The organism is Streptomyces sp. NPDC051822 (assembly GCF_044452745.1).
Taxonomy (GTDB): Bacteria; Actinomycetota; Actinomycetes; order Streptomycetales; family Streptomycetaceae; genus Streptomyces.
The window spans coordinates 80,827-105,400 of the sequence record NZ_JBITBZ010000011.1 but is presented as its reverse complement, the minus strand read 5'-3'; the positions used below and the strand labels follow the sequence as shown (position 1 = coordinate 105,400).

Genomic DNA, 24,574 nt, shown 5'->3' with positions numbered 1-24,574 from the left:
CTAGCGGTACCTGTCGTTCGCGGATCTGCGTGAGGCGTGCCGGCGCCACGCTCAGTTGCTCGTTGTGGCGAGCTTCGCCGCGAAGCCGAGGAACAGTGCTCCCGCCCCCGTCGTGAGGCCCGCCGACAGCTTACGGCGGCGGCGGAACTGTGCGGCGAGGTATGTACCGCCGAGGATCAACGCGGTCACGTACGCAACGCTGATGACTTGGTACACGAATGCGAGCAGCGCGAAGGACAGCCCCGGGTACGCGTGATGGGGGTCGACGAACTGTACGAAGAACGAGATGAAGAACAAGATCGCCTTCGGGTTCAGAACGGTGATCACCAACGAACGCCGGAACAGCCGCCCGCCCGTCGGCGAGTCGGGGGCGGCGGACGTGTCCTCCGCGGTCTTCTCGTCACGGCGTCGCCACATCGACCAGGCCGCCCGGATCATGCCCACCGCGATCCAGGTCAAGTAGCCGGCTCCGGCGTACTTCACGATGGCGAACAGCAGCTCGTTGGTCTGCAGCAGCGAAGCGAGCCCTGCCGCCGTCGCCACCATGAGGAGGGTCTCGCCCAGGAACACCCCTGCCGCGGCGCGATAGCCGGCCCTGACTCCGAGCCGTGCGGCGACCGACAGCGTGAACAGAGAACTCGGCCCCGGCAGCAGAATGATCAGCAGCGCGCCCACGGCATAGGTCAGCAGATTCTCCACTCCCAGCATTCCGGCACCCTTCTCTTTGCCCGCCGGGGCCCGGTCGACCGGCCGGGCCCCGGCGGTACCGCTATCCGACGTCGTTTCCCGTGCGCACGTGGTGCGCGCTCACCGTCTCATCCACCTCGCCGATGCGCTCCAGGGCGTACTTCTCGCTGATGTGGGTGAAGTCGTCCGCCCAGAAAGCGCCCAGCTCGTCGATGTCAAGCAGGTCCTGATCACCGAACCTACCTCGCCCAGCATCTGCCGGATCCCGGCGATGGTGCGGTCCAACGTCTCCGGCCCAGAGCGGCCAGATAGCTGTCGATCTCGGGCCGAGCGCGCCGCGGCCGAATCGAAGGCAGCTCTGTAAGGGGGCGGGGGACCGTGTCCGCCGGGGTGGCCTCAACCCCTGAGGTGCGAGGCGCCGTTGAGGTCGAGAATCGTGCCCGAGGACCACTCGGCGGCGGGGGAGGCGAGCCACAGCACCGCCGCCGCGATCTCCTCGGCGGAGCCCACCCGCCCGAACGGGCTCTGTGCCCGGATCGCCTCGCCCTCCGGCCCCGTGACCCGCGGTGCGACCCGTTCCGTCGCGAAGAACCCGGGCGCGACCGAGGCGACGGCGATCCCGTACGGAGCGAGCGACACCGCGAGCGACTGGCCCAGCGCGTGCACGGCGGCCTTCGTCGCTCCGTACGCCGGATGGTCCGGCTCACCCCGGAAGGCGCCACGGGAACCGATGTTCACGATCCGGCCGCCCCCGCCCTGGTCGATCATCCGCCGCGCCGCGAGATGGCTCAGATTGGCCGTCGCGAGCAGGTTCACGGCCACGTGCTGCTGCCACACCGCCGCCCACTCCTCGTACGGGGTCTCCGCGAGCGGGTGACGGATGTTCACCGCCGCGTTGTTCACCAGCACGTCGATCCCGCCGAGCGCCTCCGCCGCCGCGTCCACCACGGCCACCGCCCCCGCCGGCTCCGCGAGATCGCCGCCGACGAGGGTGTGCCCGCTGCCCTCCAGGGAGGCGAGCGTCGTACGGGCCTCCTGCTCGCGCGTACCGAAGTGGACGGCCACATGGTCGCCGTTGGACGCGAACGCCCGGGCGACCGCGCGACCGAGGCCTCGTGACGCGCCGCTGACGAGCACGCGCCGACCGGATGCCGTGACGTTCATGGAGGGTGCCTCTCGCTGATCGGAGTGATCGGAGTGATCGGAGTGATCGGTGGTGAACGGGCGTTGCGCCCCGCGGTGACGATACGGGCCCTGTTCCTCCGCCGTAGAGAGCGGTAGTGCTAGGCAACTAGGTAAATGGAGGAACCGGTGATTGAGTTTCACTTGAACACCCTGTCCGGCCTGCCCACGTACCAGCAGCTCGTACAGCAGGTCCGCACGCCCTGCGGCTCGGCCTGTTGCGCCGCTGATCGCCCGCGAGCTGGAGACCGGCACCCACTACCTCGTGTGGAACCAGGGCGTCACCCGCACCCACTGGGTGGCGGCCAAACTGGGCCTCGGCGCCGCGGCCGCCGTCACGGCCGCCGGAGTGGCCTCGCTCGCGGTGAGCCGGTGGAGCAGCCCCATCGACCGGGCCGTCAACGGCGGCGGCGCGACGGACACGTACTTCCCGCGGCTCGACCCGGTGGCCTTCGCCGCACGGGGTGTCGTCCCCATGGGCCATGCCGCCTTCGCCTTCGTCCTGGGCGTCGCCCTCGGCCTCGTCATCCGCCGGACCCTGCCCGCGATGGCCACCACGTTCGCCCTCTACACGGCCGTCCAGATCGCCGTGCCGATGTGGATCCGGTCCCAGCTGGCGGCCGTGGACCGCACCATTGTGCCGATCGAGCCCGGCGGCGCCCCGATCAGCATCCAGGACGGCGCCAAGGAGATCGTCGCGCACCTCGAAGAAGTGCCCGGGGCCTGGGTCACCTCCCAGCAGACGCTGGACGCCGCCGGCCGGCCGGCGCCCGTGCCGTCGTCCTTCGCCGACTGCCTGCGCACCGAGTCGGGTCCGCCCACCCTGCGGCAGGTCGAAGGCTGCGTCGCCGATCTCGGCGCCCTGGGCTACAAGCAGCAGGTGACGTACCAGCCCGCCGGCAACTTCTGGGCCCTTCAATGGGCCGAGACCGGGCTCTACTTCGGCCTCGCCCTGGCCCTGACCGGATTCTGTGCCCGGTGGATCCGCCGCCGGGTCACCTGACAGGCGTACGGACCAGGATCGCGGATCGGCATCACGGGCCGGCGGGTTCGCGGGTGCACGGGTGCATGGCGCGGCTTCAGGCGTAGCCTGGGCGGCATGAGGCAGGACGCCGATCCCGGGCTCTTCGGGCCCCGTTCCGTCACCTGGCAGGTGCACAGCGACCCCGTGATGTGGCTCGCGGGTATCCGGGCCCTCTGGCTGCAGGCGCTGCACCCCGTCGCCGTCCGCGGCGTCATGATCAACAGCGGTTTCCGGCAGGACCCCTGGGGCCGGCTCATGCGGACCGCGGACTTCGTCGGGACACTGAGTTACGGGACCGCCGAGGCAGCCGAGGCGGCCGGCGCCCGGGTGCGCCGGATCCACCGGCTGCTCGGCGTGGACGACCCCGAACTGCTCCTCTGGGTGCACTGCGCCGAGACCGACTCGTACCTCTCGGTCGCCCGCCGCTCCGGCATCCCGCTCACCGACGCCCAGGCCGACCGGTACGTCGACGAACACCGCACCTCGGCGCGGCTCGTCGGGCTCGACCCGGCCGCCGTTCCGGGCACCACCGCCGAACTCGCCGCCTACTTCGACGCCGTACGTCCCCGGCTCGCCGCCGGGCCCGATGCCCGCACCGTCGAGGAGTTCCTCCGCCGCCCGCCCGTCAAACCCGTCCTCGTACCGGCGCGCGAGGTGATCTGGCGGCGCGTCGCGGCGCTCGCGTACGACACGCTGCCCCCCTACGCCCACGCGCTCTACGGCCGCCCCGCCCCGCCGCCCGAGGACGTCACCCACCGGCTCCGCGCGACGGCCAACCTGCTGCGGTGCGTCCCCGCCCGCCTGCGGTGGCGGCTGCCGCCCCGGCACATCCTCCGCGCCATGGACCGGCTCGGGCCGCAGACGCGACCCGACCCGTACACGTACGCGTACCCCGCCCCGTACCCACTGTCCGAACCGGCGTCCATACTGGAGGAGCCGGGGAAGGCGCAGGAGAACGACGGGGGCGGCAGCACACGATGGGGGACTCCAGACTGATCCACGGCCGGTACCGGCTGCACGAGGTCATCGGTCGCGGCGGCATGGGCGAGGTGTGGCGCGCCACCGACGAGGCGCTCGGCCGCGGGGTCGCCGTGAAGTGCCTCAAACCGCTCGGGCCGCAGCAGGACCCCCAGATCCTCTCCGTGGTGCGCGAGCGGTTCCGGCGCGAGGCCCGGGTGGCCGCCGCGCTCCAGCACCGGGGCATCACCGTCGTGCACGACTTCGGCGAGTACGACGGCGTGCTCTTCCTCGTCATGGAGCTCCTGGAGGGGCACAACCTCAGTCAGCTCCTCGCCGACAACGCCCAGCACCCGCTGCCCGTCCATGACGTCGTCGAGATCGCCGACCAGGTCGCCGACGCCCTCGCCTACACCCACCGCCAGGGGATCGTGCACCGCGACCTGAAGCCCGCGAACATCATGCGGCTGCGCGACGGGACGGTGAAGATCTGCGACTTCGGAATAGCGCGCCTGGGCGCCGACATGGGCTTCACGTCCCGCCTCACCGGGACCGGCATCGCCATGGGCACGCCCCACTACATGTCGCCCGAGCAGATCGGCGGCGGCGACGTCGACCACCGCAGCGACCTCTACTCGCTGGGGTGCGTGCTGTACGAACTCGCCACCGGCGCCCCGCCCTTCGACATGGGTGACTCCTGGGCGATCCTCATCGGACACCGGGACACCGTGCCGCGCCCGCCACGCACCCACCGCGCCGAGCTGCCCGACTACTTCGACCGGATCGTGGTCGACCTGCTCGCCAAGGTGCCCGAGGAACGCCCTGTGGACGCGGGAGACCTGCGCCGCCGGATCTTCTCCGGGCGCGTCCCGCCGTCGCCGGTCGGGGGCGTTCCGGCGGCCCTCGCGGTGCCCGCGCCCGCCTGGATCCGGGGCATCACCGGCGGGCACCGGCCCGCCGACGCCGGCACCGGCCCGCGCACCGTGGCCCACGATCCCGCCGCGGCCGTGCTCACCACCGAGTGGACCACCTCGGGCCCGGCACCGGCAGGCCTCGAACCGGCAGCCATCGAGCCGGCAGGCCTCGAACCGAGCCGGCCCGCCCCGACCGACCCGTCCGCCGGAGGCCCCGCGCCGGCCGCTCCCTCCACGGAGCTGATCGCCGTGCTCGCCGGCCGGTACCGGGCCGGGATGGGCCTCGGCCGTCTCGGCCGCTGGGAGGAGGCCGAGTCCGTGCACCGCTCCGTCGCCGAACACCGCGCGGCAGCCCTCGGCGAGGACCACCCCGACACCCTGGCCAGCCACTACGAACTGGGCTTCGCCCTCGCCAGGCTCCACCGCCCGGCCGACGCCCTGGCCGTCTTCGACCGGGTCGCCGCCGCCCGCGCCCGCGTGCTCGGCGAGGACCATCCCGACACCCTGGCGGCCCGGCACGAGCGGGCGTACGCACTCGGGCGCCTCGGACGGCACCCCGAGGCGTACGAGGTGTACGTCACCGTGCTCGCCGCACGCGAGCGCACCGTGGGCCCCGACCACCCCGACACCCTGCTCTGCCGGCACAACCTGGCCTTCACGCTCGCCCGCCTCGGCCGCCTGGAGGAGTCGTACCGTACGGCGCACGAGGTCGCGCGGGCCCGGGCCCGGCTGCTCGGCGAGGACCATCCCGACACCCTCGTGACCCGGCACGAGGTGGCGTACACCCTGGGACGCCTGGGCCGGGCGGAGGAGGCACTCGCCGAGTACCGCGCGGTCGCCGATGCGCGCGCCGCCGCCCTCGGGCCCGAGCATCCGGACACCCTCGCCGCCCGCTACGAGACCGGAGTCTGCCTCGGCCGGCTCGGCCAGGCCGCCGACGCCCTGGCCGTCTGCCGTGACCTCGTCGCGGCCCGCACCCGCGCCCAGGGCGCCGACGGGCCCGAGACGCTGCGCGCCCGCCACGCCCTCGCCGTCAACCTCGGGCGGCTCGGCCGCTGGCCGGAGGCGCTCGACGAGTCCGAGCGCGTCCACGCCGACCGGAAGCGGGTCCTGGGGCCGGACCATCCGGAGACCCTGCTGAGCCGGCGTGAGACCGCGGTCGCCCTCGGCAGGCTCGGCCGCTGGGGAGAGGCGCTGGAGGCCCAGCGTGCCGTCGCGGCGACCCGTACCCGCCTCCTCGGCCCCGCCCACCCGGACACCCTCGCCGCTCTCGACGACGAGGCGCACTGTCTGGAGCGTCTCGGCCGCCACGCCGAAGCGGCCGCCCTCCTCCTGAGGGCGGCCACCCCGCCCGGCGCCTGACCGGGCCCCCGCAGGCCTGTCACGCCGAAGAGGTGTCCACGCCCGGTCGCGGAGTCCACGCCCGACGCGGTGTCTACGCGCGACGCAGTGCGGAGCGGCCCGCGTAGCGCGCCGAGTCGCCCAACTCCTCCTCGATCCTGATCAGTTGGTTGTACTTCGCCGTGCGGTCGGAGCGCGAGAGCGAGCCGGTCTTGATCTGACCGCAGCCGGTCGCCACGGCCAGGTCCGCGATGGTGGTGTCCTCCGTCTCGCCCGAGCGGTGCGACATGACGGCCGTCCAACCCGCCTGGCGGGCGGTGGCCACCGCGGCCAGCGCCTCCGTCAGGGTCCCGATCTGATTGACCTTGACCAGGACCGAGTTGCCGACGCCGGTGCGGATGCCCTCCCGCAGCAGCGTCTCGTCGGTGCAGAACACGTCGTCGCCGGTGAGCTGGCAGCGGTCGCCGACGCGGGCGGTCAGCTCGCGCCAGCCGTCCAGGTCGTTCTCCGCCATCGGGTCCTCGATGGAGACGATCGGGTAGGCGTCGATGAGCTTGGCCAGGTAGTCGGCGTGCTCGGAGGGAGTGCGGCGCACCCCCTCGCCCGCGTAGTCGTACACCCCGTCGCGGAAGAACTCCGACGTCGCCGGGTCCATGACCAGGCCGATGTCCGTGCCGGGGCGGTAGCCGGTGCGCTCGATGGCGGCCATCACGAAGTCGAGCGCCTCCTCGGCGGTCCGCAGCGCGGGGGCGAAGCCGCCCTCGTCGCCGACGCCCGTGGAGTGCCCGGCGGCCAGCAGGTCGCGGCGCAGGGTGTGGAAGACCTCGCTGCCCATGCGGACGGCCTCGGCGAAGGTGTCCGCGCCCACAGGCGCGATCATGAACTCCTGGAAGTCCAGCGGATTGTCGGCGTGGGCGCCGCCGTTGACGATGTTCATCATCGGCAGCGGCAGGAGGTGGGCGTCGGTTCCCCCGAGGTAGCGGTAGAGCGGCAGGCCGTGGGCCGCGGCGGCGGCCTTGGCGGAGGCGAGGGAGACGCCGAGGATCGCGTTGGCGCCGAGCCGGGACTTCGTGGCCGTGCCGTCGAGGGCGACGAGCGCGGCGTCGAGGCCCGCCTGGTCCGCCGCGGCACGGCCGCGGACGGATGCCGCGATCTCCCCGTTGACGTGGGCCACCGCGCGGTCGACGCCCTTGCCGTGCCAGCGCGCGGAGTCCCCGTCGCGCAGTTCCACGGCCTCCCGGGCGCCGGTGGAGGCGCCGGAGGGAACGGCCGCGCGTCCCAGTGAACCGTCCGCCAGGACGACGTCGACCTCGACCGTGGGGTTGCCCCGGCTGTCGATGATCCGGCGGGCGGTGACGCTCTTGATGGTGGCGTCGACCGTTCCGGCCGTGTTCCCGGAGTTCTCGGACATGGGAGGTCCTTCCCTTTGTCGTGTGCCGGACCCCGGCTGCGACCACGCTGGCGCTGAGCCCGACAACCGAAACCCTACAGCAATGCTGTTCAGTGTTGCTGTTCAGTATGGCTGTTCAGCATTGCTGTGCACTGTATGGGCACAGCGTTGCCGTGCAGGTCAGCTGCACCGCTCTGCCGGCCGACGGGCTAAAGTGCCCTATGCCCACCCCGGAAGCCGCCGCCATCGCCGCCGAACTGCGCACCGCGATGGGCAAGCTCACCCGACGCGTCAAGCACGAGGACCGCATCCCGCTGGGCCAGGTCGCCGTCCTGGGCGCACTCGACCGCCACGGCGCCATGACCACCAGCGACCTCGCCGCCGACCAGCAGGTGCGGCCCCAGTCGATGGCCCGGGCGGTGGGACTGCTCATGGAGCAGGACCTCATCACGCGCAGGGCGCACCCCACGGACGGCCGCAAGTCGCTGGTCGAGCTGTCCGACGCGGGCCGGGCCGCGCTCGAAGCGGAGCGCGGCCGCAGGGTCGGCTGGCTCGCACGGGCCATCGAGGCCGAACTGACCGCCGAAGAGCGGGCCTTGCTGGCGCAGAGCGCCGCCCTCCTGGAGCGGCTCGCCTCGCGCTAGCGGCCTTGCCCGCGATCCGCGCTCTTCCTCGCCCGGCGCCCCCGTGTGAGCATGAGCCATGACGCATCCCGCACCGCTCCACGGCGCCCCGGCCCCCGCCCGCTCCTACGACGCCGTCGTCGTCGGAGGCGGTCACAACGGACTCGTCGCCGCCGCCTACCTGGCCCGCGCGGGCCGTTCCGTGCTCGTCCTCGAGCGGCTCGGTTCCACCGGCGGGGCGGCCGTCTCCACCCGGCCCTTCGCCGGGGTCGACGCGCGGCTCTCCCGGTACTCGTACCTCGTCTCGCTCCTTCCCGAGAAGATCGTGCGCGAGCTGGGGCTGCGGTTCGCCGTGCGGAAGCGGTCCGTCTCCTCGTACACCCCGAAGGGCGACCGGGGCCTCCTCGTCGGCGGCGGCCCCGAGCGCACACGGGCCTCCTTCGCCGCGCTCACCGGATCCGACCGCGAGTACGAGGCCTGGCAGGCCTTCTACGCCCGCACCGGCCGGGCCGCCCGCCGCATCTTCCCCACCCTCACCGAGCCCCTCCCGACCCGCGCCGCACTGCGCGCCCGCGTCGACGACGCCGACACCTGGCGGATGCTCTTCGAGGAGCCCCTCGGCGTCACCGTCGAGCGGACCTTCACCGACGACCTCGTCCGCGGCGTCGTGCTCACCGACGCCCTCATCGGCACCTTCGCCGACGCCCACGACCCGACGCTCGTCCAGAACCGCTGCTTCCTCTACCACGTCATCGGCGGCGGTACCGGCGACTGGGACGTGCCCGTGGGCGGCATGGGCGCCCTCACCGACGCCCTCGCCGAAGCGGCCCGGGCCGCGGGCGCCGACCTGCGTACCGGCCACGAGGTCACCCGGATCGAGACCGACGGGCACCGCGCCGCGATCACCTACCGCACGGACGGCGGCGAGGGAACGGTCGAGGCGGGCCACGTCCTCGTCAACGCCTCGCCCAGCGACCTCGCCACCCTCCTCGGCGACACGCCCCCGCCCGCCCCGGAGGGCGCCCAGCTCAAGGTCAACATGCTGCTCACCCGGCTGCCGAAGCTCCGCGACCGCTCCGTCGACCCGCACGAGGCCTTCGCCGGCACCTTCCACATCGCCGAGGGGTACGGGCAGCTGGCCACCGCCCACGCCGAGGCCACCGCCGGCCGGCTGCCCTCCGCCCCGCCCTCCGAGATCTACTGCCACTCGCTCACCGACCCGACGATCCTGGGCCGGGACCTGGCCGCCACCGGCCACCAGACCCTCACCCTGTTCGGGCTCCACACCCCCGCCCGGCTGTTCACCGACGACAACGAGGCAACCAGGGCCGCGCTCCTCGCGGAGACCCTCGACCAGCTCGACGCCCACCTGGACGAGCCGATCGCCGACTGCCTCGCCCTCGACGCCGACGGCCGGCCCTGTATCGAGGCCAAGACCCCGCTCGACCTCGAACGCGAACTGCGCCTGCCCGGCGGCCACATCTTCCACCGCGACCTCTCCTTCCCGTACACGGACGACGGCCTCGGCGCGGAGGACGACGGCGGGGGCCGCTGGGGCGTCGGGACCCGGCACGCCAACGTGCTGCTGTGCGGAGCCGGCGCCGTCCGGGGCGGGGGAGTGAGCGGCATCCCCGGCCACAACGCGGCGATGGCGGCCCTCGGCCGGTGACCGCGAGCGCGCCTTCGCACGCGGCCTCTCCGTTCGGCCGTGTCGACTGCGCTCCGCCCCCGCCCGTGGTGTGAAGCTGATCTGCGAGCGCGCTTAAGAAATCCTCGATGGACCGCGAGCGCTCCGTACGGAAGATTCTCTTCCAGGGATCTTGGGCACACCGTCGTGCCCGCGCCCCCACATCACAGGACACGCACGTCGGGAGCCGTTGCATTGAAGGCGCTGGTCAAGCTGAAGTCGGAGCCGGGACTCTGGCTCACGGACGTGCCCGAGCCGGAGACCGGCCCCGGAGACGTACTCATCAAGGTCAAGCGGACCGGTATCTGCGGGACCGACCTGCACATCCGCTCCTGGGACGGCTGGGCGCAGAAGACGATCGCCACGCCGCTGACCATCGGCCACGAGTTCGTCGGCGAGGTCGTCTCCGTCGGCCGTGACGTCTCCGACATCGCCGTCGGCGACCTGGTCAGCGGCGAGGGCCACCTCGTCTGCGGCAAGTGCCGCAACTGTCTGGCCGGCCGCCGCCACCTCTGCCGCGCCACCGTCGGCCTCGGCGTCGGCCGGGACGGCGCCTTCGCCGAGTACGTGGCGCTGCCCGCCTCCAACGTGTGGGTGCACCGTGTCGCCGTCGACCTCGACGTCGCCGCGATCTTCGACCCGTTCGGCAACGCCGTGCACACGGCGCTCTCCTTCCCGCTCGTCGGCGAGGACGTCCTCGTCACGGGCGCGGGACCGATCGGCATCATGGCCGCCGCCGTCGCCAAGCACGCCGGCGCCCGCAGCGTCATGATCACCGACGTCAGCGAGGAGCGCCTCGCCCTGGCCCGCAAGACGGGCGTCACGCTCGCCCTCAACGTCGCCGAGCAGACCATCGCCGACGGCCAGCGGACCCTCGGGCTCAAGGAGGGCTTCGACGTCGGCCTGGAGATGTCCGGCAACCCGCACGCCATGCGGGACATGGTCGCCAACATGACCAACGGCGGCAGGATCGCCATGCTGGGCCTGCCCAGTGAGGACTTCGCCGTCGACTGGGCGAAGATCGTCACCTCCATGATCACCGTCAAGGGCATCTACGGCCGTGAGATGTTCGAGACCTGGTACGCGATGTCGGTGCTCCTGGAGGGCGGCCTCGACCTCGCCCCCGTCATCACCGGGCGCTACGCCTACACCGACTTCGAGGCCGCCTTCGACGACGCGGCCTCCGGCAAGAGCGGCAAGATCATCCTCGACTGGACTGCGGGAGCCTGACCCATGTTCGATTCCGTACGCGACGACATCCGTGCCACCCTCGAAGAGATCCGCCAGGCCGGGCTGCACAAGCCCGAGCGCGTGATCGGCACCCCCCAGTCGGCCACCGTCGCCGTCACCGCGGGCGGTCGTCCCGGCGAGGTGCTCAACTTCTGCGCCAACAACTACCTGGGCCTCGCCGACCACCCCGAGGTGATCGCCGCCGCCCACGAGGCGCTCGACCGCTGGGGCTACGGCATGGCCTCCGTCCGCTTCATCTGCGGCACGCAGGAGGTGCACAAGGAGCTGGAGGCGCGCCTCTCCTCCTTCCTCGGCCAGGAGGACACGATCCTCTACTCCTCCTGCTTCGACGCCAACGGCGGCGTCTTCGAGACGATCCTCGGCTCCGAGGACGCCGTCATCTCCGACGCGCTCAACCACGCGAGCATCATCGACGGCATCCGCCTCTCCAAGGCCCGCCGCTTCCGCTACGCCAACCGCGATATGGCCGACCTGGAGCAGCAGCTCAAGGAGGCCACCGAGGGCGGCGCCCGGCGCAAGCTCATCGTCACCGACGGCGTCTTCTCCATGGACGGCTACGTCGCCCCCCTCGACGAGATCTGCGACCTGGCCGAGCGCTACGACGCCATGGTGATGGTCGACGACTCGCACGCGGTCGGCTTCGTCGGCCCCGGCGGCCGCGGCACCCCCGAGCTGCACGGCGTCATGGACCGCGTCGACATCATCACCGGCACCCTCGGCAAGGCCCTCGGCGGCGCCTCGGGCGGCTACGTCGCCGCCCGCGCCGAGATCGTCGCCCTGCTGCGTCAGCGTTCCCGCCCGTACCTCTTCTCGAACACCCTCGCCCCGGTGATCGCCGCCGCGTCCCTCAAGGTCCTCGACCTCCTGGAGTCGGCCGGCGACCTGCGCGACCGGCTGCGCGCCAACACGGAGCTGTTCAGGACCCGTATGACGGCGGAGGGCTTCGACATCCTCCCCGGCGACCACGCCATCGCCCCCGTCATGATCGGCGACGCGTCCGAGGCGGGCCGCATGGCCGAGCTGCTCCTGGAGCGCGGCGTGTACGTGATCGGCTTCTCGTACCCGGTCGTGCCGCAGGGCCAGGCCCGGATCCGCGTCCAGCTCTCCGCCGCCCACTCCACGGACGACGTGAACCGTGCCGTGGACGCCTTCGTCGAGGCCCGCGCCGCCCTGCGTGGGTAGTCCGGGAATCCTGCGAGACTAGGGGCATGATCGAAGCGCGGCGGTTGCACATCCTCCGTGCGGTGGCCGACCACCGCACGGTCACGGCGGCGGCCGCCGCGCTCTATCTCACCCCCTCCGCCGTCTCCCAGCAGCTCGCCGCCCTGGAGCAGGAGACCGGTCACCGCCTGGTCGACCGCAGTGCGCGCGGCGCCCGCCTCACCCCGGCCGGCGAGATCCTGCTCAGCCACGCCAACGCCGTCCTCGCCCAGTTGGAGCGCGCCGAGTCCGAACTCGCCGCCTACAGCTCCGGCGCGGCCGGCACGGTCACGGTCGCCGCCTTCGCGACCGGCATCGGGCTCGTGGTCGCCCCGGCCCTCACGGCCCTGGCCCGTACCGCGCCCGGCATCCGGGTCCGCGTGCGGGACGCCGAGGGCGACGAGAGCCTGCTCATGGTCCTCGACCGGCAGGTCGACGTGGCCGTCGCGGTCGAGTACCGGGGTGCTCCGGGCGAGGACGACGCCCGCCTCACCCGGGTACCGCTCTACGCGGAGCCCTTCGACGCGGTCCTGCCGCCCGGCCACCCGCTCGCGCACCTGGAGCGGGTGGCGCTCGCGGACCTCGGCAAGGACACCTGGATCGGGCAGTCCACCGGCAACCCCTGTCACGACGTGACCGTCCTGGCCTGCGAATACGCCGGGTTCGCCCCCCGCTTCGCGCATGTGTCGGACGACTTCCGGGCCGTCGTCGCGCTGGCCTCAGCGTCTGCCGGTGTGGCCCTGGTGCCGCGCTCGGCGCTGCGCGGCATGGACCTCACCGATGTCGCGATCCGCCCCGTGGACGGCGTCGCCCCCACCCGCCGGGTCTTCGCGGCGGTACGGCGAGGGGCAGAGGACCATCCGCTGATCAGCACGCTGCTCGCGGAACTGCGCGCGGCGGCGGAACCGGAACGGGTGGAAGCGGGCTCCTGACGGAAGCGGGGTCCCGACTGAAGCGGGCTCCTGACGGAAGCGGGGTCCTGACTGAGGCCCGCCCGCCCTTCCGACGGGCAGTGGCAGGTCAGTCCGTCGAGGGGCTCCACCCCACCGTCTCGATCCGGGCCCCGTCCGCCGGCCGCGCCTCGTCGAAGAGCGGCCGCCCGGCCGCGTCCAGGAGCCGCATCCCGTCCACGTACACCCCGCGTCCGACGTACCGCCGGTCGGTCGTGTACCGCCAGCGCAGCCGTAGGGGGCCGGTGCCCCGCTCCGGCACCTCGGCCGTCAGCCGGTGCCAGACCCGGCCCGACCAGCCGCTCACCGCTCCCGACGGGTGCGGCAGCGGCTCCTGCCCCGCGCGTACGGTGTCGAACGGCACCGCCTCCCAGGTCGCCCCGCCGTCCGCGGAGGCCTCCAGCCGGGCGGCGTCCGCGGACGGCTCGGTGTCCCACCACAGGGCGCACTCGAACCGTGCCGCACCCGGCACCGGGGGCAGCGTGAGCGTGGCGGTGGTGCCGCTCTCCATGCCGGAGAACCAGGCCGTGCGGCCTCTGGCCGGCCGTACGGGCACGGCTCTCGCCAGCTGGTTCGCGGTGGCGACGCGCGGTGCGGAGCCGGAGCGCCAGGAACGCACGGGGTGCACGGAGTTGCCGAGGACGATCAGGAACGCGTTGGTCGTCGGGTCCAGGACGAGGCTGGTGCCGGTGAAGCCGGTGTGCCCGGCCGTCCGGGGCGTGGCCATGGCGCCCATGTACCAGTGCTGGTGGAGTTCGAAGCCGAGCCCGTGCTCGTCGCCGGGGAAGGCGGTGTTGAAGTCGGTGAACATCAGCTCCACCGAGGCGGGGGAGAGGATGCGGTCCCGGCCGTACGCCCCGCCGTTGAGGAGCGTACGGGCGAGGATCGCGAGGTCCCAGGCGCGGGAGAAGATCCCGGCGTGGCCCGCGACGCCGCCCAGGCTGTGGGCGTTCTCGTCGTGCACCTCGCCCCACACCATGCCCCGGTCGAGGCCGGACCACGGCGGTCGGGCGTCCTCGGTGGCGGCGATCCCCGGCCGCCAGGAGAGCGGCGGATTGAAACGCGTGCGGTGCATCCCGAGCGGAGCGGTGATCTCGTCGTGGAGCAGGACATCCAGACCGAGACCGGTGATCTCCTCCAGGACGAGCTGGAGCGTGATCAGGTTCAGGTCGGAGTAGAGATACGCGGAGCCCGGCGGGTTCGCCAGGGTCTCGTTCCAGAGCAGCCGCAGCTTCCCCTCCCGCGTCGGCTCCCGGTACAGCGGGATCCACGACCGGAACCCGGAGGTATGGGTGAGCAGCTGCCGGACGGTGACGGCGCCCTTCCCCCCGCCGCCGAACGCCGGCAGGTACGCGGTGACCCTCGCCTCAAGGTCGAGGCGCCCGCGCTCGATCTGCTGCACCGCCAGGATCGAGGTGAACAGCTTGGAGACCGACGCCAGATCGAAGACGGTGTCCTCGGTCATCGGGAGCTGCCGCTCCGGCGGCAGCTCGATCCCGGTGTCCGTCTTCTCGTCGTACGCCGCGTACCGCACGGCCGAGCCGATCGCCCGGTGCAGGGCGACGGTCCCGCCCCGCCCCGCGAGCAGGACGGCTCCCGCGTACCAGGGGTGGGCGGGGGAGGGCGCGAGGAACCCCTCCGCCTCCGTGACCAGCCTGTCCAGAGATGCGGAGAGCAGCCCGGCGCGCTCGGGCGAACCGCGCCGCAGCGTGGTCCGCCGCGCCGCGGCTCCCGGGCCGGCCCCGCCGCCCCCGGCCCCCTCGCCGGGGTGCCCCGCCCCTGCCCCCGCCCCCGGCCCCGGCTCCGGGGAGGCCGCGGCCCCCGGCACCGCTCCGATCACCAGCGCACCTCCCAGGGCCAGTACTCCGCCGCCGAACGCACGGCGGCTCAGACTTCCGTCTCGTGTCGCGTCCTCCGTCATGCCCACCCTCTCCCACCGGGGACCGCGGTGAAACGTCGACGTGCCGCCCAGGAGGAACGCACACACGAATCTGACGAGGCATCAGAAAACCTCTTCCCTCCGACGCGCCGCTGAGGCATCCTGCCGCCCATGAAGACGGAGCTGAGTCGCACCCTGGGGATCGAGCACGCCATCTTCGGCTTCACGCCCTTCCCCGCGGTGGCCGCCGCACTCACCAGAGCCGGCGGGTTCGGCGTCCTCGGCGCGGTCCGCTACACCGCCCCCGAGGACCTCGCCCGCGACCTCGACTGGATGCAGGAGCACACCGACGGGCTGCCCTACGGCCTCGACGTCGTGATGCCCGCGAAGAAGGTCGAGGCCCCGGGGAACCAAGCGCTGACGGAGGCCCAGGTCGAGGCCATGATCCCGGAGGGGCACCGGGCGTTCGTCCGCTCCACCCTCGCCAAGCACGGCGTGCCCGAGCTCGCCGAGGGCGAGGTCTCCGGCTGGCGCATCACCGGCTGGATGGAGCAGGTCGCCCGCAACCAGCTCGACGTGGCCTTCGACTACCCGATCAGACTCCTCGCCAACGCCCTCGGTTCACCGCCCCCCGACGTCGTCGCCCGCGCCCACGACCACGGCGTCCTCGTCGCCGCCCTCGCCGGCAGCGCCCGCCACGCCCGCCACCACGCCGAGGCCGGCATCGACATCGTCGTCGCCCAGGGCTACGAGGCCGGCGGCCACACCGGCGAGATCGCCTCCATGGTCCTCACCCCCGAGGTCGTCGACGCCGTGTCCCCGCTGCCCGTGCTCGCCGCCGGCGGCATCGGCAGCGGCGAGCAGATCGCCGCCGGACTCGCCCTCGGCGCCCAGGGCGTCTGGCTCGGCTCGATCTGGCTCACCACCACCGAGGCCGACCTGCACTCCCGCGCCCTCACAGCCAAGCTGCTCGCCGCGGGATCCGGCGACACCGTCCGCTCCCGCGCCCTGACCGGCAAGCCCGCCCGGCAGCTCCGTACCGAGTGGACCGACGCCTGGGACGACCCGGCGGGACCCGGCACGCTGCCCATGCCGCTCCAGGGACTCCTGGTCGCCGAAGCCGTCTCCCGCATCCAGAAGTACGAGATCGATCCGCTCCTCGGCACCCCCGTCGGACAGATCGTCGGCCGGATGAACGCGGAGCGCAGCGTCCAGCAGGTCGTGGACGAGCTCACCCGCGGCTTCGAGAAGGCCGTCGACCGCATCAACCGCATCGCGGGACGGAGCGACGCATGAGCAGTCAGGGAGCCCCCACGGGATTCTGGGCCCAGGCAGCCGCCGACCCCGGCCGTACCGTCCTGGTCGCACCCGACGGAGAGGAGTGGACCGCCGGACGGCTGCTCACCGAGGCGAACCGCCTCGTCCACGGGCTGCGCGCGGCGGGACTCGAACGCGGCGACGCCTTCGCCGTCGTCCTGCCCAACGGCCCCGAGTTCTTCGCGGCCCATCTCGCCGCCACCCAGGCCGGGTTCTACCTCGTCCCCGTCAACCACCACTTCGTCGGTCCCGAGATCGCCTGGATCGTCGCCGACTCGGGCGCCAAGGTCCTCCTCGCCCACGAGCGGTTCGCCGAGGCGGTCACCCTCGCCGCCGACGAGGCCGGACTCGCGCCCACCCACCGGTACGCGGTCGGCACGGTGCCCGGCTTCCGCCCGTACGCCGAACTCCTCGAAGGCCGGGACGGGTCCGCGCCCGCCGACCGCACCCTCGGCTGGGTCATGAACTACACCTCGGGCACCACCGGACGGCCCCGCGGCATCCGCCGCCCGCTCCCCGGAAAGCTGCCCGAGGAGACCCATCTCGGCGGCTTCCTCGGCATCTTCGGCATCCGGCCGGGCGACGGCGACGTCCACCTCGTCTGCTCGCCGCTCTACCACACGGCCGTGCTCCAGTTCGCCGCCGCCGCTCTGCACATCGGGCACCCCCTCGTCCTGATGGACCGGTGGACGCCCGAGGAGATGCTCCGCCTGATCGACCGGTACGCCTGCACCCACACCCATATGGTCCCCACCCAGTTCCACCGGCTCCTCTCCCTCTCCGAGGAGGTACGGGAGCGGTACGACGTCTCCTCGATGCGCCACGCCATCCACGGCGCCGCGCCCTGCCCCGAGCACGTGAAGCGGGCGATGATCGACTGGTGGGGCCGCTGTGTGGAGGAGTACTACGCGGCGAGCGAGGGCGGCGGCGCCTTCGCCACGGCCGAGGAGTGGCTGAAGAAGCCCGGCACAGTCGGCAGGGCCTGGCCCATCAGCGAACTCGCCGTCTTCGACGACGACGGCGTACGGCTGCCGCCCGGCGAACTCGGCACCGTCTACCTGAAGATGAACACCGGCGGGTTCCAGTACCACAAGGACGACGCGAAGACGGCGAAGAACCGCATCGGCGACTTCTTCACCGTCGGGGACCTGGGCGTCCTCGACGAGGACGGCTATCTCTTCCTCCGCGACCGCAAGATCGACATGATCATCTCCGGCGGCGTCAACATCTACCCGGCCGAGATCGAGGCGGCGCTGCTCGCCCACCCCGCCGTCGCGGACGCCGCCGCCTTCGGCATCCCGCACGCCGACTGGGGCGAGGAGGTCAAGGCGGTCGTCGAGGCGGCCGAGGGGCACGCGCCGGGGCCCGCGCTCGCCACCGAGATCCTGGCCCACTGCGCCGGACGCCTCGCGGGCTTCAAGCGCCCGAAGTCGGTCGACTTCGTCCCGGCCATGCCCCGCGACCCCAACGGCAAGCTGTACAAGCGCCGCCTCCGCGACCCGTACTGGGAGGGCAGGGAGCGTTCCGTCTGACGGAAGGCCACAGGGGCCGAAAGGGGCCGAAAGGGCGCTTTGTGGCAGGATGCGGATCATGAGTTCGAGTACGGCGTCGACGGCACGGCAGTGGACCACCTGGGGGCCGGTGGTGGCCGCGCTCGCGCTGGGGGCGGCCTGGGGGCGCGACCTCCCGGGGTTCGCCGTCGGCCTCATCGCGCTCTGTCTCATGGCCGCCGTCCTCGCCGCGGTCCACCACGCCGAGGTCATCGCCCACCGCGTCGGCGAACCCTTCGGCTCGCTCGTCCTCGCCGTGGCGGTCACCGTCATCGAGGTCGGACTCATCGTCACCCTGATGGCGGGCGGCGGCGAGAAGACCTCGACCTACGCGCGCGACACCGTCTTCGCCGCCGTCATGATCACCTGCAACGGCATCGTCGGCCTGTCCCTCCTCGTCGGCGCGCTCCGCACCCGCGTCGCGGTCTTCAACGCCGAGGGCTCCGGCGGCGCACTCGCCACCGTCTGCACCCTGGCCACGATGACCCTGGTCCTGCCCAGCTTCACCACGAGCCACCGTGGCCCCGAGTTCTCCTCGGCGCAGCTCGCCTTCGCCGCCGTCGCCTCCCTCTGCCTGTACGGAGTGTTCGTCGGCGTCCAGACCGTACGGCACCGGGACTACTTCCTCCCGGTGCCCCGGCCGGGACACGAGTCGGAGGAGGAGCACGCCGAGCCGCCGACCCGGCGGGAGGCGCTGATCAGCCTCGGACTCCTCCTCCTGGCCCTCGTCGCCGTCGTCGGCAACGCCAAGCTGATCTCGCCGACGATCGAGGACGGCGTCGAGTCGGCCGGCCTCCCCAAGGCGGTCGTCGGTGTCGTCATCGCCCTGATGGTGCTGCTGCCGGAGACCCTCGCCGCCGTCCGCGCGGCCCGCAGGGACCGGATGCAGACGAGCCTCAACCTCGCGTACGGCTCCGCGATCGCCAGTATCGGACTGACGGTTCCGGCGATCGCGCTCGCCTCGATCTGGCTGTCCGGGCCCCTTCTGCTCGGTCTCGGTCCGCTCCACATGGTGCTGCTCGTCCTCACCGCTGTGGTGAGCGCCCTGACCGTGGTGCCCGGACGGGCCACCCTCCTCCAGGGCGGCGTCCATCTCGCGATCTTCGCCGCCTTCGTCTTCCTGTCGTTCAGCCCCTGACGACCACCACCCGCAGGGCCGGCGAACGCAGGATGTCCCGCTCGCAGAACCGTGACGTCACCCAGCGCTCGCCCGCGTACAGCCGGGTCTGGTCGCTGTGGTGCGGTGACGCCGGGTTCGACGACTGCGAGTAGGAGAGCAGGGTGCGGGCCACCGGGCACCGGCCGCCGTCCCAGCCCACCGCCTGCACATGGCTGGTGCCGTGCGCGACCTCCACGTAGCCGCCGCCCGCCGCGCTCCACACGGGTTCGGTCTTGTTCCAGATGCCGAGCGACTCGGTGCCGCCGCTCACCGGGATCCGCTCCCCGTTCCGTACGACGAACTGGTGGGCCCCGAGCGGCGCGTCCAGCGGGATCCCGGCGGCCCGCAGCTCCGCCGCCGCGTCGGTCAGCGCCTTCGCGAACCCGGGCGCCGCCGTGTTCAGGGTGTGCGGGGTGCGGACCGGGTCGGCCGCCGAGAACGGCACCTTCCAATGGTCGGCCGGCTTCACCGTGCCGGTGAACCTCCGCCAGAAGCGGTCGAAGAGCAGCGCGCCCCGGCTGTCGGTGTTCACCGTCCGGTCCCAGGCCCCGATGACCCGGCAGACCTCCGGGTCCCCGGGCAGTGCGGTCGCGCAGGCCTTCGCCGCGTCGGCCGCCGCCATGTCACCGGCAGGCGCCCGGTTGGCGAACTGCTGGCGCTGGAGGTCGGCCACCGTCAGGCCCCCGCGCTCCGCCATCGCCGCCACGTCCTCCACGCCGCCCCTGGTACGGAGGGACCGCTGGGTCGCGATCGTGCCGAAGATCCGCTCGTACCCGGTGAGCGGCCGGTCGGCGTTGGTCAGCCACGCACTGTCGTTGGAGTTCCCCACGTACGGGGTGTCCCGCAGCACCGGCATCCGCGCGGGGCCGAACACCCCCGGCTGCACCGCGTCCGGGTCGGAGCCGAGTGCGCAGTCGGACCGTGCGCCGTCGAGCACCGCGACGCCGGAGGAGGGATAGGTGGCCCGGCCGAGCGGGGTGGAGCAGCGCTCGGCGAGTTCGTCGGTGATCCGGGGGAGCACCTGGGACTGGCTGAAGAACGAGTGCCCCGCCGAGTCGGCCGCGATCGTGTTGACCCAGGGCAGCCCCTGGGTACGGCGGAGGGTGTCGGCGACGTCCCGCGTCGAGCGCGCCTTCGCGAAGCCGAGCGCTGTGTCGGAGCCGCGCAGGTTGACCGCGTTGGGGTCGTTGAGCGCGTACGCGGTGGTCGCGGTCCACGGCAGCGGGAGCTGCGCGCCGAGTCCGGCGACGACCGGGCCGTACCGGGTCCACCACTGGGTACGGGTGACCGGGGCACCGTCCTTGACCGGCACGGTCACGGTGCGCGGGGTCATCCGCTCCGGCTTCCCGTCCACCAGGTACGAGGTCGGGTCGCCGGCGGCGAGCGTCAGCTGGTGCAGGTTGAGCGGCACTCCGGTGGCGACGGTGTGGCTCCAGGCGACCTTGTCGTTGAAGCCGATGTTCACGATGGTCGTGCCGAGGAGCGAGGCGCCGGAGACGTTCAGCTCGCCGGGAATGGTCTGCTGCGACTGCCAGAAGCGGCGCCCGCCCTGCCAGGGGTAGTGCGGGTTTCCGAGGAGCAGCCCGCGGCCGTTCGCCGTGGTCGCCCCGGAGAACGCGACGGCGTTCGAGCCCATGGTGGCGTTCTCGGCGGCGAAGAGTTCCCTGGCCGCCGCCGCGGCGGCGGCCGAATCGGGGGCACCTTCGGACGGAGCGGCCGACGGGGGGGAGGCCGGCGGCCGGGCGCCCGTGATGCCGTCGGCGGCCCGGCCCTGTCCGCCGAGCACCGAGACGGCGTGGCCGCGCCGGGCCACGTCGAGCGCGGTCACCGGACGCACCCAGTCGGCGCCCGCGCAGGCGGGATCCGATATGCGGTTCTTCCGCACCCAGGCGTTGTAACCGGCCGCCCAGCCGCGCATGAGTTCCTTGAGATCGCCGCTCGGGCCGGCCGGTGCCGGTGTCGCGAGGAGCTTCTCGACCGACCCGGCGTCCTTCACGCCGCGGAAGTACAGATCGCTGGAGAGGTTCGTTCCGGCGGAGGACAGCGAGCCGTCCGTGCCGGCGTCCGGGCCGAAGTACCGGGAGCGCTCGCCGTTCACGGTCACGAAGCCGTCCGCGAGCGTGCAGACCTGGTCGGCGGCCTGGGCCCAGCCCGTACCGAAGCCGAGGTTCGCGTAGTCCTTGGCCACGATGTGCGGAATGCCGTACTCGGTGTACCGGATGACGGCCGACAGGCCGCGGTCGGACGGGTGGTGCCCCCGGCCCCCGGAGTCGGCCACCGCCGCGCCGGGCAGCGAGGCCGTGACGACGGCGAGGGCCGTGCCGGACAGAGCCAGGAATTTCAGGCGGGTACGGAGGTGCAACGTGTCTCCCAACGGGCGGATGGGACGTGCGGGTCGGACCATGCACCCAGGTGCGCGTCCCCTTGTCAACATCCCGTTCGGTATCCGAGGTCCGGGCATCTGCGGCGCGCCGCACGGTACTTGACCGCTCACCCGGCGCCCACCGAGGATCACCGCATGGATCGACTCCTCAGCCGTGCCGTCGACGGTGTCCTGCGCATGAGCGCCCAGCGCGCCCCCGACCGGATCGCCGTCCGCTACGCCGACCGGACCTGGACGTACGCCGAACTCGACGAGGCCGTCACCACCGCGGCCGCCGTCCTGCGGGAGCCGCACCACGGCCTCGGGCTGCCCGACCGTGCCCGCGTCGCCACCTACGGCCACAACTCGGACGCCTACCTCATCGCGTTCCTCGCCTGCTCCCGGGCCGACCTGATCCACGTGCCGGTCAACCACCACCTGACCGGTGACGATCTCACGTACATCCTTGAGCAGTCCGACACCGCCCTCGTCCTCGCCGACCCCGGCCTCGCGGACCGCGTCCCGGACGGTTTCGCGGTCAGGGCGCTGCGGGACGCGCCCGGGTCACTCCTGGACGCGCTCGCCGAACCGGAGGAGTACGACACCGACCGCGACGCCCGCGAGTACGTCCAGCTGCTCTATACCTCGGGCACCACCGCCCTGCCCAAGGGCGCCATGATGACCCACCAGGCACTCGTCCACGAGTACGCCAGCGCCGTCGAGGCCCTCGACCTGAGCGAGGACGACCGGCCGGTGCACGCGCTGCCGCTCTACCACTCGGCGCAGATGCACGTCTTCCTGCTGCCCTACCTCGCCGTCGGCGCCGAGAACACGATCATCGACGGACCCGACCCGGCCGTCCTGTTCGAGCTGATCGAGGCGGGCCGCGCCGACAGCCTCTTCGCCCCGCCGACCGTCTGGATCGGCCTCGTCAACCACCCGGACTTCGAGGGCCGCGACCTGTCGGCGCTGCGCAAGGCCTACTACGGGGCCTCGGTCATGCCCGTGCCCGTCCTGGAGCGGCTGCGCGCCCGCCTGCCGGACCTCGCCTTCTACAACTGCTTCGGCCAGTCGGAGATCGGCCCGCTCGCCACCGTCCTCGGCCCCGACGAGCACGAGGGCCGGATGGACTCCTGCGGCCGTCCGGTCCGCCACGTCGAGGCCCGCGTCGTCGACGAGAACGGCGACGACGTCCCCGACGGCACCCCCGGCGAGATCGTCTACCGCTCGCCCCAACTGTGCGACGGCTACTGGCGAAAGCCCGACGAGACCAAGGCGGCCTTCCGCGGCGGCTGGTTCCGCTCCGGCGACCTCGCCGTCCGCGACGCCGAGGGCTACTACACGATCGTCGACCGCGTGAAGGACGTCATCAACTCCGGGGGAGTGCTCGTCGCCTCCCGCCAGGTCGAGGACGTGCTCTACACGCACGCCGGCGTCGCCGAGGTGGCCGTGATCGGCCTCCCGGACGACCGCTGGATCGAGGCGGTCACGGCCGTCGTCGTCCCCCGCGGCGAGGTCACCGAAGCCGAACTGCTCGCCCACGCCAGGGAGAACCTCCCCCACTTCAAGGCGCCCAAGCGCGTCCACTTCACCCCCGAACTGCCCCGCAACGCGAGCGGCAAGATCCTCAAGCGCGAACTCCGCGACCGGTTCTCCGGCGCGTCCGCTACTCCTCCCGCAGGTCCACGATCCGCTTGATCTTGCCCACCGAGCGCTCCAGCGTCTCGGGGTCGACCACCTCGACCCCGACCGAGACGCCGATCCCGTCCTTGACCGCCCCGGCGATCGTCCGCGCGGCCTCCGACCGCTCCTCGGCGGTCGCTCCCGCGCGGGCCTCCGCCCGTACCGTCAGGGCGTCGAGACGGCCCTCCCTGGTCAGCCGCAGCTGGAAGTGCGGGGCCACCGCCGGAGTGCGCAGGACGATCTCCTCGATCTGGGTCGGGAAGAGGTTCACCCCACGCAGGATGATCATGTCGTCGCTGCGGCCCGTGACCTTCTCCATCCGCCGGAACACCCGCGCGGTCCCCGGCAGCAGCCGGGTCAGATCCCGCGTCCGGTAGCGGATCACCGGCATGGCCTCCTTGGTGAGCGAGGTGAAGACGAGCTCCCCCTCCTCCCCGTCGGGCAGCACCTCGCCCGTGAACGGGTCCACGACCTCCGGGTAGAAGTGGTCCTCCCAGATGTGCAGTCCGTCCTTGGTCTCCACGCACTCCTGGGCCACCCCCGGACCGATCACCTCCGACAGGCCGTATATGTCGACCGCGTCGATCGCGAACGCCTCCTCGATCTCCTTCCGCATGGCCTCCGTCCACGGCTCGGCGCCGAAGACGCCCACCTTCAGGGAGGTCGACCGGGGATCCACGCCCTGCCGTTGGAACTCGTCGAGCAGCGTGAGCATGTACGAGGGGGTCACCATGATGATCTCGGGGCGGAAGTCCTGGATGAGCTGCACCTGCCGGGCCGTCATGCCTCCCGAGGCCGGGATCACCGTGCACCCGAGCCGCTCCGCCCCGTAGTGCGCGCCGAGCCCTCCGGTGAACAGGCCGTATCCGTAGGCGACATGGACCTTGTCCCCCGGGCGGGCCCCGGCGGCGCGCAGGGAGCGGGCCACCACGTCCGCCCACATGTCGAGATCGCCCTCGGTGTAGCCGACGACGGTCGGCCGGCCGGTGGTGCCGCTGGAGGCGTGGACGCGGCGGATGCGGGACTGGTCGACGGCGAACATGCCGAAGGGGTAGTGGTCGCGCAGGTCCGCCTTGGTGGTGAAGGGGAAGCGCGGCAGGTCCGCGAGCGTACGGCAGTCGTCCGGGGTCACCCCGGCCGCGTCGAAGGAGCGCCGGTGGAAGTCCACGTTCTCGTACGCGTGGCGCAGGGTCGCGCGCAGCCGTTCCAGCTGGAGCGCCGCCAGCTCCTCCCGGCCGAGCCGTTCGCCGCCGTCCAGCAGTTCCCTCATCGCGCACTCCTCCACGGTCGTAAAACGGACGACCGATCATTCGGTTGATCCGCTCCGGCTCAGTAAAACCGGAGCGCCCCGGGGGTTGGCAAGAGGGGGGAAGGAGTTTCTCCGCAACGCCGGACCGCCGGTCGAAGGCGGCCCGTCA

18 protein-coding genes are annotated in these 24,574 nt (G+C 72.6%); 12 read left to right on the top strand and 6 right to left on the bottom strand.

Annotation, left to right across the window (positions count from 1 at the left end):
* Positions 1-51: 51 nt before the first annotated feature.
* Positions 52-708, bottom strand: a complete 657-nt coding sequence (gene leuE, locus ACIA8N_RS28805) for a leucine efflux protein LeuE (RefSeq protein ID WP_365781326.1) — start codon at positions 706-708, stop codon at positions 52-54.
* 375 nt (positions 709-1,083) lie between these two features.
* Positions 1,084-1,851 (bottom strand): SDR family oxidoreductase, encoded by a 768-nt coding sequence (locus tag ACIA8N_RS28800; RefSeq protein ID WP_365781328.1) that lies wholly within the window; start codon positions 1,849-1,851, stop codon positions 1,084-1,086.
* Between the two features lie 283 nt (positions 1,852-2,134).
* On the opposite strand from ACIA8N_RS28800, the gene ACIA8N_RS28795 reads away from it, so the two are divergent.
* The 3 genes from ACIA8N_RS28795 to ACIA8N_RS28785 all read left to right on the top strand — a co-directional run bounded on the left by ACIA8N_RS28795 (position 2,135) and on the right by ACIA8N_RS28785 (position 6,126).
* The gene (locus tag ACIA8N_RS28795) at positions 2,135-2,872 is read left to right on the top strand and encodes a transporter (protein ID WP_365781330.1); all 738 of its coding nucleotides are present in this window, start codon (positions 2,135-2,137) and stop codon (positions 2,870-2,872) included.
* A 96-nt stretch (positions 2,873-2,968) separates the two neighbouring features.
* Positions 2,969-3,889, top strand: a complete 921-nt coding sequence (locus ACIA8N_RS28790) for an oxygenase MpaB family protein (protein ID WP_365781332.1) — start codon at positions 2,969-2,971, stop codon at positions 3,887-3,889.
* The gene (locus tag ACIA8N_RS28785) at positions 3,871-6,126 is read left to right on the top strand and encodes a serine/threonine-protein kinase (protein ID WP_365781334.1); all 2,256 of its coding nucleotides are present in this window, start codon (positions 3,871-3,873) and stop codon (positions 6,124-6,126) included. The genes ACIA8N_RS28790 and ACIA8N_RS28785 overlap by 19 nt, the downstream gene beginning before the upstream one ends.
* A 73-nt stretch (positions 6,127-6,199) precedes the next feature.
* On the opposite strand, the gene eno is transcribed toward ACIA8N_RS28785, so the two are convergent.
* Positions 6,200-7,516, bottom strand: a complete 1,317-nt coding sequence (eno, locus tag ACIA8N_RS28780; protein ID WP_365781336.1) for a phosphopyruvate hydratase — start codon at positions 7,514-7,516, stop codon at positions 6,200-6,202.
* 200 nt (positions 7,517-7,716) lie between these two features.
* Here eno and ACIA8N_RS28775 point away from each other — a divergent pair, with 200 nt between their 5' ends.
* The 5 genes from ACIA8N_RS28775 (at position 7,717) to ACIA8N_RS28755 (ending at position 13,188) form a co-directional block, all read left to right on the top strand.
* A complete protein-coding gene (locus tag ACIA8N_RS28775) occupies positions 7,717-8,139 on the top strand; it encodes a MarR family transcriptional regulator (protein WP_365781338.1) in 423 nt (140 codons plus the stop codon).
* A 58-nt stretch (positions 8,140-8,197) separates the two neighbouring features.
* Entirely contained in the window at positions 8,198-9,787 is a 1,590-nt protein-coding gene (locus ACIA8N_RS28770) for an NAD(P)/FAD-dependent oxidoreductase (RefSeq protein WP_365781341.1), read from the top strand.
* A 213-nt stretch (positions 9,788-10,000) separates the two neighbouring features.
* A complete protein-coding gene (tdh, locus tag ACIA8N_RS28765) occupies positions 10,001-11,035 on the top strand; it encodes an L-threonine 3-dehydrogenase (RefSeq protein ID WP_365781343.1) in 1,035 nt (344 codons plus the stop codon).
* A gap of 3 nt (positions 11,036-11,038) precedes the next feature.
* Complete coding sequence (locus ACIA8N_RS28760; RefSeq protein WP_365781345.1) at positions 11,039-12,238, top strand: glycine C-acetyltransferase; 1,200 nt, start codon at positions 11,039-11,041, stop codon at positions 12,236-12,238.
* A 26-nt stretch (positions 12,239-12,264) separates the two neighbouring features.
* Positions 12,265-13,188, top strand: coding sequence for a LysR family transcriptional regulator (locus tag ACIA8N_RS28755; protein WP_365781347.1), 924 nt, complete (start codon positions 12,265-12,267; stop codon positions 13,186-13,188).
* Positions 13,189-13,276: 88 nt separating this feature from the next.
* On the opposite strand, the gene ACIA8N_RS28750 is transcribed toward ACIA8N_RS28755, so the two are convergent.
* Positions 13,277-15,127, bottom strand: a complete 1,851-nt coding sequence (locus ACIA8N_RS28750; protein WP_365781349.1) for a serine hydrolase — start codon at positions 15,125-15,127, stop codon at positions 13,277-13,279.
* 129 nt (positions 15,128-15,256) lie between these two features.
* Between ACIA8N_RS28750 and ACIA8N_RS28745 the strand changes: the two genes are divergently transcribed.
* The 3 genes from ACIA8N_RS28745 to ACIA8N_RS28735 are packed head-to-tail and all read left to right on the top strand — an operon-like array spanning position 15,257 to position 19,090.
* The gene (locus ACIA8N_RS28745) at positions 15,257-16,381 is read left to right on the top strand and encodes a nitronate monooxygenase family protein (protein ID WP_365781351.1); all 1,125 of its coding nucleotides are present in this window, start codon (positions 15,257-15,259) and stop codon (positions 16,379-16,381) included.
* Complete coding sequence (locus ACIA8N_RS28740; protein ID WP_365781353.1) at positions 16,378-17,934, top strand: acyl-CoA synthetase; 1,557 nt, start codon at positions 16,378-16,380, stop codon at positions 17,932-17,934. Before ACIA8N_RS28745 ends, ACIA8N_RS28740 begins: the two co-directional genes overlap by 4 nt.
* A gap of 58 nt (positions 17,935-17,992) precedes the next feature.
* Positions 17,993-19,090: an ionic transporter y4hA gene (locus ACIA8N_RS28735; RefSeq protein ID WP_365781357.1), complete on the top strand. Its 1,098-nt coding sequence runs from the start codon at positions 17,993-17,995 to the stop codon at positions 19,088-19,090.
* Here ACIA8N_RS28735 and ACIA8N_RS28730 read toward each other — a convergent pair.
* A complete protein-coding gene (locus tag ACIA8N_RS28730) occupies positions 19,080-21,473 on the bottom strand; it encodes a penicillin acylase family protein (RefSeq protein ID WP_365781431.1) in 2,394 nt (797 codons plus the stop codon). The genes ACIA8N_RS28735 and ACIA8N_RS28730 overlap by 11 nt on opposite strands.
* 156 nt (positions 21,474-21,629) lie before the next feature.
* On the opposite strand from ACIA8N_RS28730, the gene ACIA8N_RS28725 reads away from it, so the two are divergent.
* On the top strand, positions 21,630-23,171 hold the full coding sequence (locus ACIA8N_RS28725) for a fatty acyl-CoA synthetase (RefSeq protein ID WP_365781359.1): 1,542 nt from the start codon (positions 21,630-21,632) through the stop codon (positions 23,169-23,171).
* On the opposite strand, the gene paaK is transcribed toward ACIA8N_RS28725, so the two are convergent.
* Entirely contained in the window at positions 23,140-24,426 is a 1,287-nt protein-coding gene (gene paaK / locus ACIA8N_RS28720; RefSeq protein WP_365781361.1) for a phenylacetate--CoA ligase PaaK, read from the bottom strand. The genes ACIA8N_RS28725 and paaK overlap by 32 nt on opposite strands.
* Between the last annotated feature and the right edge of the window lie 148 nt (positions 24,427-24,574).

Bases quoted from the DNA above. Each gene is read 5' to 3' on its own strand.
- ACIA8N_RS28770 (WP_365781341.1), top strand. From the start codon at position 8,198: ATGACGCATCCCGCACCGCTCCACGGCGCCCCGGCCCCCGCCCGCTCC.
- ACIA8N_RS28735 (WP_365781357.1), top strand. From the start codon at position 17,993: ATGAGTTCGAGTACGGCGTCGACGGCACGGCAGTGGACCACCTGGGGG.
- ACIA8N_RS28785 (WP_365781334.1), top strand. From the start codon at position 3,871: ATGGGGGACTCCAGACTGATCCACGGCCGGTACCGGCTGCACGAGGTC.
- ACIA8N_RS28725 (WP_365781359.1), top strand. From the start codon at position 21,630: ATGGATCGACTCCTCAGCCGTGCCGTCGACGGTGTCCTGCGCATGAGC.
- leuE (WP_365781326.1), bottom strand. From the start codon at position 708: ATGCTGGGAGTGGAGAATCTGCTGACCTATGCCGTGGGCGCGCTGCTG.
- ACIA8N_RS28740 (WP_365781353.1), top strand. From the start codon at position 16,378: ATGAGCAGTCAGGGAGCCCCCACGGGATTCTGGGCCCAGGCAGCCGCC.
- eno (WP_365781336.1), bottom strand. From the start codon at position 7,516: ATGTCCGAGAACTCCGGGAACACGGCCGGAACGGTCGACGCCACCATC.
- ACIA8N_RS28755 (WP_365781347.1), top strand. From the start codon at position 12,265: ATGATCGAAGCGCGGCGGTTGCACATCCTCCGTGCGGTGGCCGACCAC.
- ACIA8N_RS28790 (WP_365781332.1), top strand. From the start codon at position 2,969: ATGAGGCAGGACGCCGATCCCGGGCTCTTCGGGCCCCGTTCCGTCACC.
- ACIA8N_RS28800 (WP_365781328.1), bottom strand. From the start codon at position 1,851: ATGAACGTCACGGCATCCGGTCGGCGCGTGCTCGTCAGCGGCGCGTCA.
- ACIA8N_RS28760 (WP_365781345.1), top strand. From the start codon at position 11,039: ATGTTCGATTCCGTACGCGACGACATCCGTGCCACCCTCGAAGAGATC.
- ACIA8N_RS28750 (WP_365781349.1), bottom strand. From the start codon at position 15,127: ATGACGGAGGACGCGACACGAGACGGAAGTCTGAGCCGCCGTGCGTTC.
- paaK (WP_365781361.1), bottom strand. From the start codon at position 24,426: ATGAGGGAACTGCTGGACGGCGGCGAACGGCTCGGCCGGGAGGAGCTG.
- ACIA8N_RS28745 (WP_365781351.1), top strand. From the start codon at position 15,257: ATGAAGACGGAGCTGAGTCGCACCCTGGGGATCGAGCACGCCATCTTC.
- ACIA8N_RS28775 (WP_365781338.1), top strand. From the start codon at position 7,717: ATGCCCACCCCGGAAGCCGCCGCCATCGCCGCCGAACTGCGCACCGCG.